16 protein-coding genes are annotated in these 16668 nt (G+C 55.1%); 8 read left to right on the top strand and 8 right to left on the bottom strand.

Annotation, left to right across the window (positions count from 1 at the left end; genetic code table 11):
• Positions 1-5: 5 nt before the first annotated feature.
• Complete coding sequence (locus JMJ04_RS15465; RefSeq protein WP_201371356.1) at positions 6-653, top strand: histidine phosphatase family protein; 648 nt, start codon at positions 6-8, stop codon at positions 651-653.
• A gap of 73 nt (positions 654-726) precedes the next feature.
• Here JMJ04_RS15465 and menA read toward each other — a convergent pair whose 3' ends face one another.
• On the bottom strand, positions 727-1674 hold the full coding sequence (menA, locus tag JMJ04_RS15460) for a 1,4-dihydroxy-2-naphthoate octaprenyltransferase (protein ID WP_201371355.1): 948 nt from the start codon (positions 1672-1674) through the stop codon (positions 727-729).
• A gap of 316 nt (positions 1675-1990) precedes the next feature.
• Between menA and JMJ04_RS15455 the strand changes: the two genes are divergently transcribed.
• On the top strand, positions 1991-2248 hold the full coding sequence (locus JMJ04_RS15455; RefSeq protein WP_201371354.1) for a hypothetical protein: 258 nt from the start codon (positions 1991-1993) through the stop codon (positions 2246-2248).
• A 102-nt stretch (positions 2249-2350) separates the two neighbouring features.
• Positions 2351-2866, top strand: coding sequence for a PRC-barrel domain-containing protein (locus JMJ04_RS15450; RefSeq protein WP_201371353.1), 516 nt, complete (start codon positions 2351-2353; stop codon positions 2864-2866).
• Positions 2867-2942: 76 nt separating this feature from the next.
• Here the strand turns inward: JMJ04_RS15450 and JMJ04_RS15445 are convergent, their stop codons facing one another.
• From JMJ04_RS15445 to JMJ04_RS15435, 3 genes are all read right to left on the bottom strand, one after another.
• Entirely contained in the window at positions 2943-3983 is a 1041-nt protein-coding gene (locus JMJ04_RS15445; protein WP_201371352.1) for a cytochrome d ubiquinol oxidase subunit II, read from the bottom strand.
• A gap of 2 nt (positions 3984-3985) precedes the next feature.
• A complete protein-coding gene (locus JMJ04_RS15440; RefSeq protein WP_201371351.1) occupies positions 3986-5323 on the bottom strand; it encodes a cytochrome ubiquinol oxidase subunit I in 1338 nt (445 codons plus the stop codon).
• 116 nt (positions 5324-5439) lie between these two features.
• On the bottom strand, positions 5440-6009 hold the full coding sequence (locus JMJ04_RS15435; RefSeq protein WP_201371350.1) for a GNAT family N-acetyltransferase: 570 nt from the start codon (positions 6007-6009) through the stop codon (positions 5440-5442).
• A gap of 88 nt (positions 6010-6097) precedes the next feature.
• Between JMJ04_RS15435 and JMJ04_RS15430 the strand changes: the two genes are divergently transcribed.
• From JMJ04_RS15430 to JMJ04_RS15410, 5 genes are all read left to right on the top strand, one after another.
• On the top strand, positions 6098-6745 hold the full coding sequence (locus tag JMJ04_RS15430; protein ID WP_201371349.1) for a hypothetical protein: 648 nt from the start codon (positions 6098-6100) through the stop codon (positions 6743-6745).
• Between the two features lie 316 nt (positions 6746-7061).
• Entirely contained in the window at positions 7062-7847 is a 786-nt protein-coding gene (locus tag JMJ04_RS15425; RefSeq protein ID WP_201371348.1) for an electron transfer flavoprotein subunit beta/FixA family protein, read from the top strand.
• 20 nt (positions 7848-7867) lie between these two features.
• The gene (locus tag JMJ04_RS15420) at positions 7868-8833 is read left to right on the top strand and encodes an electron transfer flavoprotein subunit alpha/FixB family protein (RefSeq protein ID WP_201371347.1); all 966 of its coding nucleotides are present in this window, start codon (positions 7868-7870) and stop codon (positions 8831-8833) included.
• Positions 8834-9005: 172 nt separating this feature from the next.
• Positions 9006-11120 carry a 4Fe-4S dicluster domain-containing protein gene (locus JMJ04_RS15415; protein ID WP_201371346.1) on the top strand — a complete coding sequence of 705 codons (2115 nt, stop codon included), beginning with the start codon at positions 9006-9008 and terminating at the stop codon, positions 11118-11120.
• 199 nt (positions 11121-11319) lie between these two features.
• Complete coding sequence (locus JMJ04_RS15410) at positions 11320-12627, top strand: hemolysin family protein (RefSeq protein ID WP_201371345.1); 1308 nt, start codon at positions 11320-11322, stop codon at positions 12625-12627.
• Between the two features lie 64 nt (positions 12628-12691).
• Here JMJ04_RS15410 and JMJ04_RS15405 read toward each other — a convergent pair whose 3' ends face one another.
• From JMJ04_RS15405 to JMJ04_RS15390, 4 genes are all read right to left on the bottom strand, one after another.
• On the bottom strand, positions 12692-13414 hold the full coding sequence (locus JMJ04_RS15405) for a class I SAM-dependent methyltransferase (RefSeq protein WP_201371344.1): 723 nt from the start codon (positions 13412-13414) through the stop codon (positions 12692-12694).
• A 396-nt stretch (positions 13415-13810) separates the two neighbouring features.
• Positions 13811-14278 carry an ATP-binding protein gene (locus JMJ04_RS15400; RefSeq protein WP_201371343.1) on the bottom strand — a complete coding sequence of 156 codons (468 nt, stop codon included), beginning with the start codon at positions 14276-14278 and terminating at the stop codon, positions 13811-13813.
• On the bottom strand, positions 14278-15177 hold the full coding sequence (locus JMJ04_RS15395) for a class I SAM-dependent methyltransferase (RefSeq protein WP_201371342.1): 900 nt from the start codon (positions 15175-15177) through the stop codon (positions 14278-14280). The genes JMJ04_RS15400 and JMJ04_RS15395 overlap by 1 nt, the downstream gene beginning before the upstream one ends.
• A 107-nt stretch (positions 15178-15284) precedes the next feature.
• Positions 15285-16439 (bottom strand): acyl-CoA dehydrogenase, encoded by a 1155-nt coding sequence (locus JMJ04_RS15390; RefSeq protein WP_201371341.1) that lies wholly within the window; start codon positions 16437-16439, stop codon positions 15285-15287.
• Positions 16440-16668: the final 229 nt, after the last annotated feature.

Genomic DNA, 16668 nt, shown 5'->3' with positions numbered 1-16668 from the left:
CCTGCATGGCCAGCCGCATTTATCCCAACCTCCCCACCACACGCCTGCTCATTGTTCGTCATGGACAGACAAGCGCCAGTCGCGATGATGTTTGTTGTGGGACCACCGAACTCCCCCTGACCGATACAGGTCTGCTCCAGGCTAGAGCGCTGGCCGAGAGCCTGCGAGATGAAGCCATTGACGCTATCTATTGTAGCCCCCAGCAGCGCGCACAGCAGACTGCCATTCCCAGCGCCAACTTGCTCAACCTGCCAATCCAGACACGGCTCGCCCTGCGCGAGATGGATTTTGGACGCTGGGAAAATCTCCCACGTGAACAGCTGAAACAGCACTATCCGGCGGAACTTGCGGCCTGGGATCGAGGCTCCTGGATGGTCAATCCGCCTGGCGGCGAGACACAGCAGGCCGTCCTGGCCCGTACCGTCCCCTGCTTGACCGAACTCGTGCTGAAACATAGCGGGCAAACGCTACTTCTGGTATCGCATAAAACGGCCATTCGCCTGCTTGTAGGCCATCTCCTGGAGATGTCCCTCTCGGCCAGTCGCCGCCTCAGCGTCAATAACGCCAGCGTGACTGAACTCCATATCACGGGCGACTCCGTCCACCTGGCGCGCTATAACGAAACCAGCCATCTCCGCCAGATCAATAGCTGAGGTAAATAAAGGGAGGTGTAGGAGGGTCTCCCTCCTACACCTCCCTTTATTTACCTCAGAATACGCCCTCGCTCTAGAGACTGATCCTTCCAGAGATCAAGATAGCGAGCAGAATCCCCAGGGTCAGCACAACCCCAAATTGCAGATTCAACATCGCAGTCCGCTTAATTCCTAGCATAAAGACTTTGCGGTCCGTTGCTTGTAAAACCGAGCGTACATTGCTGAAAGCCAGTGGGAAGGTGACCAATACAATCAGGCTGGTGATAGGCAACAGACCAACCAACACAAACAGGACTGTGGTCACATAGCTCCCCATAAGCAAGGTGGCATGATAACGCTTCCCAAACTTTAGGCCAAAACGCACTGGGAGCGTCTTCTTGTTGACCGCCAGGTCATCCTGGTAGTCACGTACATTATTCATGTTCATGATGGCCATGATCAGGAAACCAACAGGGATGCTAGCGGCAAAGGCCGGCCAGGACCAGTGCTGAATCTGGACATAGTAGGCACCCCAGGTCATCAAGAGGCCCATGGCGATATAAACCATGACATCGCCCAGGCCGCGACTGGCTAACTTGAAGGGGCGGGCGCTATAGAAGTACGCGATTAAGAGACCAGTCAGACCAAAGAGGAGGATTTCTGGGCCAACCAGAAACACGAGCAGAATCCCCAGGAGGGCCGCGATGACAAAGCAACCGATAGCACCACCAAGCACCTGACCAGCGCTCATCTCATTACGGAAGATCACAGTCGAAGCCCCCAGAGACCCTTCATGATCCAATCCATAGGCATAATCAAAGTATTCGTTAAAATAGTTAGTGCCAATCTGCAAGAAGAGGCAGGAGACAAAAGTTGTCAGGAAGATGAGGGGATGAAAGGTTCGCTCATATCCGGCAATAGCCGTCCCAACAAGCAGTGGACTTACCGTCGCCACCAGGGTAAAGAGGCGCGCGGTCTTTAACCAGTATTTCCAGCCGGGCTGTTTGCTCCCTGCAGCTGGTTGAACAATATTATCACTCATAGTGCCGTTTGAACCCGTTCTGTATCTTTGTTTGTATGGTCACAGTGGGCAGAACACCCTCTATGTAGACTGATAGATACAAGCCTGAGGAGGCTAGATCTATGTCATACCTTTGTTGAACATCTCTATACTAAAGATAGTAACTCTTACATAAGCTGAAGTCAAAGGTTTTGTGTGCATACAGTAGTACAGGCAAAGCCTGGCAACAGCCACAAACGCGGAGAGGAAGCATCATGAGACAAACGCTTCACCGTTGTCTCCTTCTCTCACACTGATGTTATCGACAGATAAAGATTCAAGAAACGGAGATTCAGCAATGGCAGGTATAGATTTTGGCACTTCACACGAGAAACACACCATTAAGAGCGTTCCTAAAGACGCCCATGATCAATACTTTCGCGTCACAGACCAGGTCTCGGAAGAGGTCTGGTACTGGGCGGCGCTCATCTCTATTGTAGCTTCGGCGTTTCTGTTTTCTACCAAAAAACGTGATTGGAGCCTCTTTGTTGGTCAATGGCCCCCTACGTTCTTGCTCTTCGGCCTGTTCCATAAACTCCTGAAGCCTTCACACTAGAAGCTTCGTGTAAGTACTGGGTCCGTTTTGTCTTCCACATGAATAGAGCAAACGGACCCTTTCTCCACGTTATTCGAGAGCACCACAGCGAGGAGGAGGCGCATGCAACCCCCAACAAATATTAGAAAATGGACGGAGTTAAAGGGCATAGCGGCAGTATCCCTGGATACAGGCAAGAAAGTGGGAACCATAGAAGATTTTTACTTCGAGCCACAGACAGGCTCTATTTACGCTTTCCAGGTAAAGACCGGCCTGTTTGGACATCACGCCCTTCCCCTCGCGCATATCAAGGCCATTGGTATCGATGCCATTACCTTTGACAGCGAGAAAAGCCTGGCCAAAGAAGAGAAGGGCAGCCACCTGGCAACCCTACCCCTGGCAAGCATCCTGAACCAGTATCGCGTCCTGAGCGAAGGCGGCACCGTTGTAGGAACCATTGGCAATATCCTGCTGGATGTTGTCGACTCAACACAGGTGCTCCTGGCTGGTTTTGAACTGGCTGGTGGCCTGCGCGAGAAGCTCACCGGGCACCATCACATGTTTGGCGCCAACCAGGTGGCCAGCTACGGACATGATGTCATTGTTATCCCCGATGCCGTCGCCCAAACGTTGCAATAGATCTCTCGCCACGACGTGGTTTAGCTAGTGTAAGGGTATGGTGACCGGATGGCTTTGCTATCCGGTCACCATACCCTTACACTGACTTTTTATCTTCACGGCGGATACCTGGAGCAGGATAGGGCAGTTTGAAGACCGAGAAGAGGTAGTAGAGCGAGGGAACAAGGAGCACCATCCCCGCGAGCACACAGATCAGTGCCACCTCAATCACGTAAGCCTCGTTGGACGAGCCATCAATAGTGTAGTGTGGTGGTAGAATATACGGATACTGTGACAGACCCCATGAACTCAACAAGAAAGCAGCCTCAGTAATCATGAGCACGCGCGCGATTCGATAGCGCCGAAAGAAGAGCGCGCCAGCGGTTCCCAACCCAATGAGCATCGTCGCGATGACGACAGGCCATGCGCGTGTGAGCATACCATTCCACAGCAAGGGAGCATATACAGTAGACAATGCCAGGCCTAGAGCACCAAGAACCGCCGTAATCGCGCCTACTATCAAGGCATTATTTCGATAGAAGCTGGCCAACTCATCATTATGGGCCGAACTGGCTTCAACGGCCAGGTAGACCGCGGCCAGCGTCGAGCAGAGGGCTATCGCCATCAAGCCAATGACTAGCGCGAAAGGGCTCAACCACGAAGCCATATAGGCGGCGTCCGGCTTCCCGGATGCTGGCAATAGCTTCCCGCTCGCGACCGCTGCGGCGCTTAGTCCCAGGGTAAATGGTGTGAGCAAGCTTGCCACACTAAAGACCGCCTCCCAGCTGCTGGCAAACCTGCCTTCGGCATCCGTCGCGTAGTAGCGATAGATAAAGGCAGCTCCTCGCAAGACAATACCAATCAGCGCAAAGGTAAGTGGGAGGAAGAGCGCGATGCTCAGAGCTGCAAAGGCAGCGGGAAAGATGGTAAACAGCCCCACAATCAGGAAGATGAGCCAGACATGGTTTGCCTCCCAGACGGGACCCAGCGCGTGATGAATAAGTTCGCGCTGCCTCTGCCTGCTACGGCCAAAGGCAACGAGATTCCACACGCCCGCGCCAAAGTCGGCTCCCCCCAGCACCGCGTAGGTAATCAAGGCCCACCAGAGCACAATCAAGGCCGCTAACGCTACATCCATACTTACACCCCCGCTCTCTGAGCTTGTTTCTGCGGCCCCAGCCGCGGCATCGGTGTGCGCGCCACACGTAAGAGGAGCCAGACCAGTGCTACACCTAGCAGTATATAGATACCTGTGAAGGCCAAAAAGCTCTCGTTCAACCAGGGTGCGGTTGTGACCGCGTCCCGTGTACGCAAGAAGCCATAGATCGTCCATGGCTGTCGACCAAGCTCAGTGACCATCCATCCCAGTTCCACAGCCAGGAAGCCCAGCACACCTGAAACAACGATTCCCCACAACAAGAGCTTATGTTCGGGGGCCTTACGCCTCCTGAGGAAGAAGAACAGCCAGTAGACAAAGGCGATAAAGAGCATAAAGAAGCCCGAACTCACCATACCATCAAAGGAGAGGTGCACCAGGGGCACATTTGGCCAGTCATCACGCGGAATTTGCTCCAAGCCCTTCACTTTGGCATCAGGGTTAGTATAGGCCAGCAGGCTCAGGCCCCTGGGAATTTCCAGCGCATAGCGCACCTCGCCTGTGTTCGGATCTACCAGGCCACCAATTGTGATCGGCGCACCGTCCTGGGTCTTAAAGACCGCCTCCATCGCCGCGAACTTGGTTGGCTGGTAATTGGCGAGAAAGCGTGCGTTCAAGTCGCCACTGACAATCTGGAGCGGGACGGCGACGACCGCCATCAGCATCCCTAGCATCAAGCCCTTACGATGGTAGTCATCGCGCTTCCCTCGCAGCATGGCCCAGCCATAGACAGCGGCGACCGCAAAACCGGTTGCCACATAGGATGCCAGCATCATATGCACGGTCTGATAGGGCGTGCTGGGATTAAAGATGGCCTGAAAAGGGCGAATATCCACGACCTGCCCATTTTTAAAGACAAAGCCAGCGGGAGTATTCATCCAGGAGTTTGCGCTGACAATAAACCAGGCCGAGGCCAGGCCACTAATCCAGATGGGGAAGGAGCAGAGCCAGTGTGCTCGTGGCGAGAGTTGGCCCCAGCCATAGAGATAGAGGCCCAGAAAGATCGCCTCCAGAAAGAAGGCAAAACCCTCTAGCATGAAGGGTAAACCAATCACCCGGCCAGCGAATTCAATATATGTTGGCCAAAGCAATCCCAATTCAAAGGAAAGGATCGTGCCTGAGACCGCGCCAATGGCGAATAGAATCGCCGCGGCCTTCGCCCAGCGACGCGTGAGCAGCATCCAGGTCTGGTTCTTTGTCTTCAGCGCCAGGCCTTCGGCGATACATAGCAGCAGTGGCAGGCCAACGCCCAGGACAGAGAAGATGATATGAAAAGCCAGCGAGGTGCCCATCTGGGCACGCGCGGCCAGTAAATCTCCCATAAGATGCCCCTTGTTCTCCTGTTTCTATCTACCAGCACACATCATGCCATAAAAAAGCATGTCCTGTTATATTGTAGGCGCCAGGCTAGCAAGCGACAAACCGAAGCAGAAGAAACTTATGAGAGCAAGAGGCGACGAATATCAGACCAGCCATAGACCAGTTCTATAAGCCTCTTGCCTCCAATCTCATCTTCCTGCTCGCACAATAGCGTGGCTCCCAGCGCTTCATAAAAATAGCGCGCCGAATTATCAGCCAGAACAACGACTGCCATTGAGGTCATTCCCTGGCGCACAAATTGCTCTACCAGAGTACCCACGAGACGCCGTCCCAGGCCTCGCCCCTGCATCTCAGCAAGCAAGTAGATGGCATAGAGTTCGCCGTCATAGCCTGAGATACCCGTACGCTTCCTACCTCCATTCACGAAGGCTACAACCCTGCCGGTTTCATCTTCAGCTATATAGGTGAAAGAGGCTGCATCATCTCCTTGCTCCATCTGCAAGATCGTGTGCCACATCTGTTCACGCCGCTCATAGGAGAGCGCTGCCAGGTAGGCATCGGGCACCACGCCTTGATAGGTCGTGCGCCAGCTATCAACATGCACGCGCGCAAGCCCTGGAGCATCCTCCACACGCGCGGGACGAATAGTCATCTGCCTGCTTCCATCGCTGAGTCTAGAATCGGTCATGCTATATTCCCTCCTTGAGATATGCTATAATTGCGCCGTGTAACCAAATGATAGCCGCCAGCCGAGACAGAAAGAGAGTGAGCCGAGAGTGTCACAGGAGAGACGTCAGGCGCCTACAGGCGTCAAGGGGCCTAAAAATATTCAGCAACACCTGCAAGAAGGCGAGGTCGTGCTCTTCTCCGCCCCCGGCTTCTGGGATAACGGTGAAGTCAATTACAGTACCGCCTGCGAACTGGTGCTCACTAATCAACGCATCATTGGCTACTATACGAAGAGCTTCCCGCGTGAACATCTCTTCCTTGATTCGCTTCCCCTGGCCGATCTCACCCAGGTTTCACTCCGCCAGAAGAACTATGAGCCACTCTTCCGCGAACTTCTAGTCAGCGATGGGGCACGCAAGATCTACATGCGCACCTCGCGCCGCCATATTGAGCGTCTCTACGCGTTGCTGAGCGAGACAACAGGCAAGGGCGAGGCTACTACCCAGGATGCCGCGACAGAAGACAATTCGACACCACACCAGAGTCCCAGCTATGCGCGCCAGAAGGTGCGGACCTCATTTGAAAGCTCTTCACTTGGTATTACGGTGCTCTTCGTGGGTGGGTTGCTGCTCGAAATCATCGGCGTCATGCTCTGGCGCACACAGGGCGCCGCTATTGGCATCCCCCTCTGTATCGCCGGCCTCGTCGCCGTCACCACAGCTCTCCTGGTACGCCGTCAACGCACCCTTAGCTAACAGCCTACTACCTCTCACGCCTGCGACGCTTAGGATAGAGTGTGTGCGTGGACAACGGCTCTATCGTTGTCCACGCACACACTCTATATTTTTTGCAGAAATGTGCCAGGCGTGCTATGCTTTTGGCTATATGCAAATCTGGCAGGCATCCGGAAGGAGTGGCCGAGCTTATTCAAGGAGGTTGGCAGGCGTCATCGTTAGCTAGCAACGTTGACACTCGCTTTTTGCGACAGGTACAATAGGATAGCCAAAGGAAACAAGGGAGTTTTCTTTTCTCCACGTCACACATCATCAATAGGCGAGGTGGATATATACAATGAAGATCATCGTCTGTATTAAACAGGTACCCGATCCAAACACCACTGTCAGTAAGCTTGATCCTAATACAAAGCGTCTTGTGCGCACTGGTGTTTCTCTCGTGCTCGATCCCGGTGATGAGAGCACAATCTCTGCCGCAATTAAGCTCCGCGATACCCTCGGCAGTAGCGAGGTCATCGCGCTGAGCATGGGTCCCGAGTCGGCTCAGGAAGGCATGCGCCGCGCGCTCGCGATGGGCGCCGACCGCGCGATCCTGGTGACCGATCCCGCCCTGGCTGGTTCCGACGCCCTGGCAACCGCACGCGTGCTGGCCGCCGCAATCAAGAAAGAGGGCGCGGACCTTATCTTCTGCTCAACCGAGAGCACCGATGGCTATACCGGCATGGTCCCCGGGGCCATGGCTGAGTTCCTGGGCCTCCCCCAGTTGACCTTCGCACGCGAGATTCAGATCGAGGGCAGCAAGGCCGTCATCAAACGCGTCGTTCCCACTGGCTATAAAACCGTTGAAAGCTCCCTCCCCGCTGTCGTCACCATCGCCAGCGGTTCCTTTGAAGCCATCTACCCGACCATGAAAGGTATCATGGGCGCGAAAAAGAAGCCTTTCACCAAACTCACCATCGCGGACCTGGGCATCGAGCCTGCACAAGTAGGCGAGGCAGGCGCACGTGAGCGTGTGCTTACGATTGGTAAGGTTGAGGCGCGTGCCGCCGGTCAGGTAATCAAAGACGATGGCAGCGCGGCACAGCGTATCGCTGAATTTTTGCAGCGCTACCAGTTGCTCTAGTGCTCAGGGAGGATTGCAAGATGTCGAATACAATTTGGGTACTCATTGAGCTGGAGAATGGCCAGCCTGCGCGCTCCTCGCTTGAGGTGCTTGGTAAAGCCGCGAAACTGGGTCGCGCCGAAGCAGTCGTGCTTGGTGCCGCGGCGGCGGAGGTCGCCCCTACCCTGGGTGCCTACGGCGCGGAGAAGGTTTATATCCACGCGGATGCAACCTATGACAATTATCTGACGCTTCCAGCCGTGGATACATTGAGCGCTCTGCTCAACGATCATCAGCCACGCTTGCTGCTCCTGGCCACCACCTACGAGCTACGCGATATCGCCGCTCGCCTGATGGTGCGCAATAATCTGGGCCTGATTACCGACGCGACCGACCTGGCATTTGCTGGCGAAGAGCTTCAGGTCACTGTTCCCTGGGGCGGCGAGAACGTCGTCACGGCCACCCATCCTCACCAGGGCACCGGCATTGTCCTGACACGCCCCAAGGCTTTCGCCGTTGAACAGTTTGATGGTCGCACGCCCGAGGTTGAGACGCTCTCTATCTCGATCAATAGTGCCGCGCAAGCCATTAAGATCGTCGATAGCGTCGATGTTGCTAGCGAAGGTCCGGCTCTGGAAGATGCCAGCGTCATCGTCAGCGGTGGTCGTGGCCTGGGCAAAGCCGAGAACTTCCAGCTGGTTGAAGCGCTGGCGAAGGCTCTCCAGGGCGCTCCGGGCGCGACACGTGCTATCGTTGATGCTGGCTGGCTCCCCTATAGCTACCAGATCGGTCAGACGGGTAAGACGGTAAAACCCACACTCTATGTCGCCGCCGGCATCAGTGGCGCCATCCAGCACCTCGCTGGTATGAAGGGTTCAAAGTACATCATCGCAATCAATAAGGATGAAAACGCGCCCATCTTCTCTGTCGCTGACCTCGGCGTGATTGGTGATGCACTGACCATCCTGCCGCAGCTTACAGAGGAAGTGAAGCGCCGCAAGGCCTAAATACTTATTGCAAATGCTTATTGCATACGTCTCTCTCCGAGACGGTTGATGTCAGGGTGCCTCACTTGAGGCGCCCTCGCTCAACGGTGAGCGGTTCTCTTGTCCGAACGGTGCTATTCTCGTTCGACATTATGGCAACCGCCCGTCCATATACTAGACGGAGGTTCGACTAATGACCCCCCCACCGATTTCACCAACCGGGGGATGGATAGGCGCACTCATCTTTTCCGTGCTGTTCCTGGCCGCGCTCGGACTCTTTGCCCTACGCGCTGGCGAACTCGTGACCCTGCTGGCCAAGGCTCGACCCGAACATCGTACCGACCACATTAATGAGCGCATCGGTTCGATCTTCAAGGTAGTGCTTGGACAGAGCGGCGTACTGCGCGATCCCATCCCTGGCATTGCTCACTTCTTTACGTTCTGGGGCTTTATCATTATCCAGTTCGGCCTGCTCGAACTGATCGTGAACGCCTACAACATCTCGATCCCGTTCTTAGGTGATAGCCCTATTTTCGCGAGCATCCTCGATTTCTTTATCGTCTTCGTAACGCTGGCGCTGGTGGTCTTTGCCATTCGCCGTGGCGTCTTTAAGCCCAAACAGCTCCAGAGCGCCTTGCATGGTCCCTGGGATGGCTTTATCATCCTGGGCCTGATCTTCCTGGTCGTTCTGACCCTGACCCTGGTCGAGTGCTTTAATTATGTGGCGACTGGTGGCCACGCCTGGACGCCCTTGGCGGCCTTCTTTAACCCCATCGTCACTCCTCTTGGGATCAATGGTAGTACGCTTGCGTACCGCGTCTCCTGGTGGCTGCATATCGCGGTCGTGCTCAGCTTCCTGATCTATCTACCGCGCTCCAAGCACCTGCACCTGCTGGCGACCCCCTTTAACGTCTTCTTCCAGAACTACAAACCCAAGGGTGCCCTCCCACTGCTGGAGAATCTGGAGGAGCGCGACGACTATGGTGTCTCTAAGGTGGAGCAGTTCACCTGGAAGCAGTTGCTCGATGGCTATGCCTGTACCGAGTGCGGACGCTGTAACACCGTCTGCCCAGCCACTAATACCGGCAAACCGCTCTACCCGAAAGAGATCATCCTGGGTGTGAAAGAGGCCCTCTTTGTACGCAGCGGCGAGATCCTGGGGCAGAACTCGCTCTACAGCAAACTGGGGATCGCGGGCGTCAAGGCAGATAAGACCGTCGAGGAGAAAGAGGCTCACCACGAACCCATGGTTGGCGGCATCATCTCCCAGGAGGCCCTCTGGTCCTGTACGACCTGTATGGCCTGTATGGAGATCTGTCCCGTCTCGATTGAACATGTGCCTAAGATCGTCGATATGCGCCGTAGCCTGGTCATGGAAGAGAGTGAGTTCCCGCAAGAGGTCACCTCGCTCTTTAATAACATCGAACGCAATGGCAATCCCTGGGAGATCAGCAACGATAAGCGCGCCGAGTGGGCCGCAGGCCTGGGCATTCCCCTGCTCTCGGAGAACCCAGACGCTGACGTCCTCTACTGGGTTGGCTGCATGGGTTCCTTCGATCAGCGCAATAAGAAGGTCGCGACCTCGGTCGCCAAGATCCTACTGGCCGCTAAGGTCAACTTCGCCATCCTTGGTCCCGAGGAATCCTGCACGGGCGATCCTGCGCGCCGCATCGGTAACGAGTACCTGTGGCAGATGCAGGCCATGCAGAACATTGAGACCCTCAATGGCTATGGCTTCAACAAGTCGGCAAACGCTGATGGTGCAAGCGAGCAGAAGCATCGCACGATCCTGACCGCCTGCCCGCACTGCTTCAACACCATGTTGAACGAGTACCCGCAGCTCGGTGGCGACTACGAAGTGGTTCACCACACGGTCTTTATCGACCAGCTGATCTCTGATGGCAAGCTTGAGCTGCCCGAGGGCTTCGACCAGCGCAAGCTGACCTATCATGATCCCTGCTACATTGGCCGTTACAACGACACCTACAATGAGCCACGGCGCGTGCTGACGGTGCTAAATAGCAACGGCATCAACGAGATGGAACGCAACCGCAACAAGAGCTTCTGTTGTGGTGGTGGTGGTGGGCGTGCCTGGATGGAGGAGAAGGTCGGCAAACGCGTCAACCAGACCCGCATCAATGAGGCATTGGAGACCAATTCCGAAGTCGTAGCCGCCGCCTGTCCATTCTGTATCACCATGTTTGAGGATGGCGTCAAAGGCGTCGAGGCCGAGGAGAAGCTCAAAATCGAAGATATCTCTGAGATCGTAGCCCAGGCCATCGAAAGCAAACAACCAGTCGTAAAATAGCCTGGAGCGTTTGCGTTCAAGGCCAATATGTACCACCTATCGAGATCCGTTCGCAGCTCTGCGGGCGGATCTTTTTGTATGCGCTCAGGCGTGTCTATTCTATGTTAGAATAGAGATCAGATCTAGAAAGAACTCAGGGATACTGACTCCACCACGTTTTGCACGTTTTTGATAGAGATCAAAAGGATAAAGAACGCTTATGTCTGGTTTTCCCGTAGTTGAAGTCCTTATTATCTTTGTGCTCATCCTGGCGAATGCCTTCTTTGCCGCATCGGAGATTGCTATCGTCTCGGCACGCCGTAGTCGCCTTCAGCAGCAGGCCGACGCCGGCAAGAAAAGCGCCAAACAGGCTCTGGACCTGGCAGAAGACCCTGAGCGCTTCCTGGCAACGGTCCAGATTGGCATTACCCTTATTAGCACGCTTTCAGCGGCTTATGGTGGCGCGAGCATTAGCGCAATCCTGAGCACCTGGCTCAAGACGGTTCCCTATATCGGTCCCTACGCCGATACCGTCTCCCTGGTAATTGTTGTGCTCCTCATCACCTATTTCTCGTTGCTGATTGGCGAACTCGTGCCCAAGCGCATCGCCCTGCAATCAGCCGAAAACATCGCCAACACGGCTGCTCCCTTTATGACGAAGCTGGCGGCCTTCGCACGCCCGGTGGTTGGTTTTCTGACCATCTCGGCCAACCTGGTACTGCGCCTGATCGGCCAGCATAAGACGCGGAAGCAGGAGGTGACGGAAGAGGATATTGTCTACCTGGCGCGCGAGGGCGCGGTCAGCGGCAATGTAGAGAGGGACGAAGAAGAGTTTATCAGCCGCCTCTTCCGCTTCTCGGATCGGGCCGTCAATACGATTATGATGCCACGCACAGAGATAGTGGCAATTGAGGTTGGCACACCGCTCGAACAGGTCATCGAGACCTTCCTTAGCTCTGGCTACACGCGCCTCCCGCTCTACGAAGACTCCCTGGATAATATCGTCGGCGTGCTCTATGCCAAGGATCTGCTGCGCAAGCGTGCTGAAGATGGACAGGTGGACCTGGTCAAGCTAGCTCGCCCACCTTTCTTTATCTTTGAATACCAGTATGTCGATGACCTGCTCACCGTTTTCCGTCGCAAGGGCGTGCACCTGGCAATTGTGATCGATGAGTATAGCCAGGTCACGGGCCTGGTGACGCTGGAAGATGTGTTGGAAGAGCTAGTAGGCGAGATCCATGACGAGTACGATCAACCCGAGGAGGTCGATTTTACCCAGCGCGAAGATGGTAGCTGGCTCATTAATGCCATGGCCGACCAGCAACACGTACGCGAGAAGCTGGGTATGCCAGCCGTTCCTGAGGAGACGCACCTCAACTACAAGACGCTGGCAGGCATGATCCTGACTCATATCGGAAGCATTCCAGCCGTTGGCGACAAGGTCGAGATCGATGGCTACACCTTCGAGATCGTCGACATGGATGGCAGGCGCATCGACAAAGTCCTGGCCAAAGCCAAAGAGTCTTGATTTAAGAAGGGGAAGCGCTGTGGGGTGGCGGCCGAAGGCCGCCACCCCACAGCGCTTCCCCTTCTTAAATCTTCTCAAATACCATCTGCATACGTGGGATCTCCGCCGTCGCCGGCCGCGCCTCATCAGACCAGGTACAGGTGAGAAGTGTACGGAAGCCACTAGCAGCCACAATGGCACTGAACTCTGCTGGGGTAAAGAGTTCCCACTCGAAGTGGTCTGTTTCCCCATTGCCATATTCAAGGTCGACTAAGAGGCGCCGCCCCTGCATGTACTGCCGTGTCACCAGTGACATACCATTCACAGTAGAGTGCTTGACACCCTGGTGTTGCTCATAGAACTCACGGTGGAACATATCGATGATCAAACGCCCCTGGGAAGCAAGTTTGGCATGAATCTGGCGCAAGAGGTCACGATTGGTGGCCTCATCAAAATAGCTAAAGCTCTGCCACATATTGATAACCGCATCAAAATTTCCAGACACTTGCTCCAGTTCGCGCATATCGCCCACAAGGTAAGAAATTTTTCTGCCTGCGGCGCGACGCTGTGCCTCAGCAATGACGTGTATATCTCTATCCACACCAGTCACCTCGTAACCACGATCCGCTAGAGGAAGGGCATGGCGTCCATATCCACAACAGAGGTCGAGCACACGTCGATACCGGGGAAGAGGAAGCATCCGACCGAGGAAGGCCACATCCTGCTTTGTATGCTCCTGCGGGAGAGTAGGCATAAACACGTCGAACCATGTCTGACTATAGGTACTTGTACCCGAAGAAGATTCCATTATGCGCATCCTTTCATTCAACACATACATCAACATCTATTCGCAACCCGCCCCTACTACCTGGCAAACAAGTAATCTCAAATGCTCTTTCACCTGTTAACATAAGCCTATGTACAGAAATATCAGCTTCACCCATCCATCTTCACGCGCCATATCCGCCCTCCCCACACCACCCATCGCCACACCCCGCGGAACTCTGAAGATACTCTACATAGCGTTTGCCCAACATGTGAGAGCGTTTATCTCGTTTGCTATGCTCTTGCATATCCATCCGTAGTATAGCATAAAACAAAGCCTGCCTGCTTCTTCATGCAAGTATAAGAAACAGGCAATCTCTTTATTCATGGAAGTAGCCGCGTACGCCAGTAGCGGGTCCGCTACTGGCGTACGCGGCTACTATGGAGTTGTGGTAGATTGCCAGGGGGAGATGTCAAAGCCATCTTCGTCATTGTTGCGGACGAAGAAGAGTTCGTCGAAGCCTTCGCTATAGTCAGGACGCTCCAGGCGTTTGAGGGTTGCGAAGATGGCGACATCGGGGACGCGCTGACGCCCTTCGCGTCGAGCGTTGCGCTCACGGCTCCTGGTCACATCTGCCGCAAAATAGTAGCCAATGACGCGTGCACCCAGACGCTTGCCAAGTTCAATCAGTTCACTGCGCTCGGCACGTGAGGCATTGGTATTGTCCACAACCACTAATTGGCCCTGCCGCAGCGCATCCTCCACCTGCTGGAGTTGGCGACGTGCTGGCCGGCGATTGTTGCGCAAGAGATCTTTGCTGACATATGCGTGCGAAGAGGCAAAACGCGTGCGGTAGAAGGTGCTCTTTCCGGAGCCCTGCAAGCCGATCAGTAGCAGAAGCTCCATTACTGGTTCTGGAGTTGAGCACAATAACGGGTAATGATAAAGCGCTGTTCCTGCTTGCGCACCGTGTCAATGCCCGCGCCAAAGTAGGCGTAGGCCCACTGTTCAAGACGGCGACACCCTTCCTGAAAGACCGCATCGGGAACGCGGCGCATACTTGACCAGTTACGCTGCAAGATACCCTCCAGGACCTGGCGCGGCGTAATAGCCCGTTCCCATGTCAGGGCTATCCAGCGTTCAGCCTGCCAACCAAGCTCGGCGCAGGCGAGTTGTAGATCGGCATCAGAGGGTTGATAGAGGCGCTGCTCATCATAGCCAAGCTCCGCAAGGACACGTCGCCATTGGGCGCGCACCTCCTGAACATCTGAGGGGCCATGTTCGTCGCCGCAATGGAGAAACATACCGTCAGGTGTCGCTACACGCCTGACCTCCTGCAACACCTGGCGCCAATCATCCACCAGGTGCAAGACATGGACCGCGACAATAACCTCGAAGGAGGCCGCTGCAAAAGGCAGGTGATGGACGTCTGCAACAGCGATGCGCATATGAGCATCTGGCTCAGTGCGCTGGAAACGCTTCCCCCATGCCGGTTGCGGCTGACCCTGCTCATCTGGCAGCTCTCCCCAGGCAAGCCGTTCTTCCTGCCAGTCCTCGGCCCGCAATTTATGCTCAAGCCGTGCCAGCATACGCTCAGAGATATCGATACCTGTGAGGTCACGTCCCAGGTTTGCCAGGGGAAGCGCGATACGCCCGGTTCCTACGCCGATCTCTAGAAAGCGCGTCTGCGGACCCGCGGAGGACGCCTCGTCGAGGGACTGAGCGATACGTAACGCCACATCGCGTGGATAGCCTCGCGTTGCATCATAAATAGATGCCAGCATGTCGAAATTAAAGGAAGACATGATCCCAGCTTCTCCTCTGAACGACGCTACTTGCGTACGCGTCTACTGCCAGAAGTAGACGCGTACGCAAGTAGCGTCCGGGCCACCACGGCTCCTTGCTCCTAAGCTTACGAATTTCGTTCGGACAATAAGGCACGCGCGATTACCAGGCGCTGGATTTGATTGGTGCCCTCATAAATCTGGGTGATCTTGGCATCACGCAGCATGCGCTCCGCGGGATACTCCTTCATGTATCCATAGCCACCCAGAACCTGGATCGCGTCGTTTGTGACATCCATAGCCGCGTCCGAGGCAAACATCTTCGCCATGGAGGAGTACTTGCTAAACTGTTCATCACCATTATCCACCAGTTCCGAGGCATAATAGACCAGCAGGCGCGCCGCCTCAACCTTGGTCGCCATATCCGCCAGCATAAACTGGATGCCCTGATTCTCAGCAATCGGCTTTTTGAACTGCACACGCTGCTTGGCATAGGCTACGGCTAGGTCCAGGGCCCCCTGCGCGATGCCAAGGGCCTGAGCGCCGATACCGATGCGTGTGCGGTCCAGAGTACGCATGGCGATCTTGAAGCCCTCGCCTTCCCCTCCCAGCAGGTTCTCGGCTGGAACCTCACAGTTCTCAAAGATCAGCTCAGCCGTCTGCGAACCCTTAATGCCCATTTTATCTTCGATGCGCCCAACAGAGAAACCGGGGAAGTCTTTCTCGACGATAAAGGCACTGATGCCACGAGTACCGGCCTGAGGATCAGTAATCGCGAAGATGGAGTTGACCTGGGCCAGGCCACCATTAGTGATGAAGCGCTTAGAGCCATTGAGGATATACTTATCGCCCTTGCGCACGGCAAAGGTCTGCATCGCGGCGGCATCCGAGCCAGAGCCAGCTTCGGTCAAACCAAAGGCCGCCAGCCACTCACCGCTTGCCAGCCGGGGAAAATATTTGCGCTTCTGTTCGTCATTGCCAGCCAGCAGAATCGGCATCGAGCCGAGTTGCTGAACCGCCAGGATCAGGCCAGTTGTGGCACAACAGCGCGAGAGTTCCTCAACTGCCATCGAGATCGCCAGTTCGCTGGCGCCAATGCCACCGTACTCTTCGGGGAAGGGCATCGCCAGGATATCGTGGGAGGCCAGTAGTTCCTTCATATCCCAGGGAAACTCGCCAGAGTGATCTATTTCAGCCGCCCGGGGCGCCACACGCTCCTGAGCGATCTCACGAATTGCTTCAATCAGTGCCTTTTCGTCTTCACTGACATGAGACACAGCCATGACAGAGTACTCCTTTGTGCAAAATAGAGACAATAGTTCGCTATTAGCGAGTATATCACAAGAAAGGGGTATCCTTGTTAAGGAAGGAATGGGCAGACGGGTTGGCTTGCGCCGACCCGTCTGCCCATTCCTTCCTTGCGAAAGGAGAAGCGCATCCAGAGGAGAGACGGGAATAAAGGTTCCCACTCATACGTTTAAAAAAATGAATACATGTATCACAAATATCATC

The sequence above is a fragment of the Ktedonobacter robiniae genome, assembly GCF_016587375.1.
Taxonomy (GTDB): Bacteria; Chloroflexota; Ktedonobacteria; order Ktedonobacterales; family Ktedonobacteraceae; genus Ktedonobacter; species Ktedonobacter robiniae.
The sequence above is the reverse complement of the archived record's forward strand: the minus strand, read 5'-3'. Positions and strand labels throughout refer to the sequence as shown.

Coding starts and splice junctions, on each gene's coding strand:
- JMJ04_RS15390 (WP_201371341.1), bottom strand. CDS start 16,439: ATGGCTGTGTCTCATGTCAGTGAAGACGAAAAGGCACTGATTGAAGCA.
- JMJ04_RS15395 (WP_201371342.1), bottom strand. CDS start 15,177: ATGTCTTCCTTTAATTTCGACATGCTGGCATCTATTTATGATGCAACG.
- JMJ04_RS15420 (WP_201371347.1), top strand. CDS start 7,868: ATGTCGAATACAATTTGGGTACTCATTGAGCTGGAGAATGGCCAGCCT.
- JMJ04_RS15415 (WP_201371346.1), top strand. CDS start 9,006: ATGACCCCCCCACCGATTTCACCAACCGGGGGATGGATAGGCGCACTC.
- JMJ04_RS15405 (WP_201371344.1), bottom strand. CDS start 13,414: ATGGAATCTTCTTCGGGTACAAGTACCTATAGTCAGACATGGTTCGAC.
- JMJ04_RS15410 (WP_201371345.1), top strand. CDS start 11,320: ATGTCTGGTTTTCCCGTAGTTGAAGTCCTTATTATCTTTGTGCTCATC.
- JMJ04_RS15450 (WP_201371353.1), top strand. CDS start 2,351: ATGCAACCCCCAACAAATATTAGAAAATGGACGGAGTTAAAGGGCATA.
- JMJ04_RS15440 (WP_201371351.1), bottom strand. CDS start 5,323: ATGGGAGATTTACTGGCCGCGCGTGCCCAGATGGGCACCTCGCTGGCT.
- JMJ04_RS15425 (WP_201371348.1), top strand. CDS start 7,062: ATGAAGATCATCGTCTGTATTAAACAGGTACCCGATCCAAACACCACT.
- JMJ04_RS15400 (WP_201371343.1), bottom strand. CDS start 14,278: ATGGAGCTTCTGCTACTGATCGGCTTGCAGGGCTCCGGAAAGAGCACC.
- JMJ04_RS15435 (WP_201371350.1), bottom strand. CDS start 6,009: ATGACCGATTCTAGACTCAGCGATGGAAGCAGGCAGATGACTATTCGT.
- JMJ04_RS15465 (WP_201371356.1), top strand. CDS start 6: ATGGCCAGCCGCATTTATCCCAACCTCCCCACCACACGCCTGCTCATT.
- JMJ04_RS15455 (WP_201371354.1), top strand. CDS start 1,991: ATGGCAGGTATAGATTTTGGCACTTCACACGAGAAACACACCATTAAG.
- JMJ04_RS15445 (WP_201371352.1), bottom strand. CDS start 3,983: ATGGATGTAGCGTTAGCGGCCTTGATTGTGCTCTGGTGGGCCTTGATT.
- menA (WP_201371355.1), bottom strand. CDS start 1,674: ATGAGTGATAATATTGTTCAACCAGCTGCAGGGAGCAAACAGCCCGGC.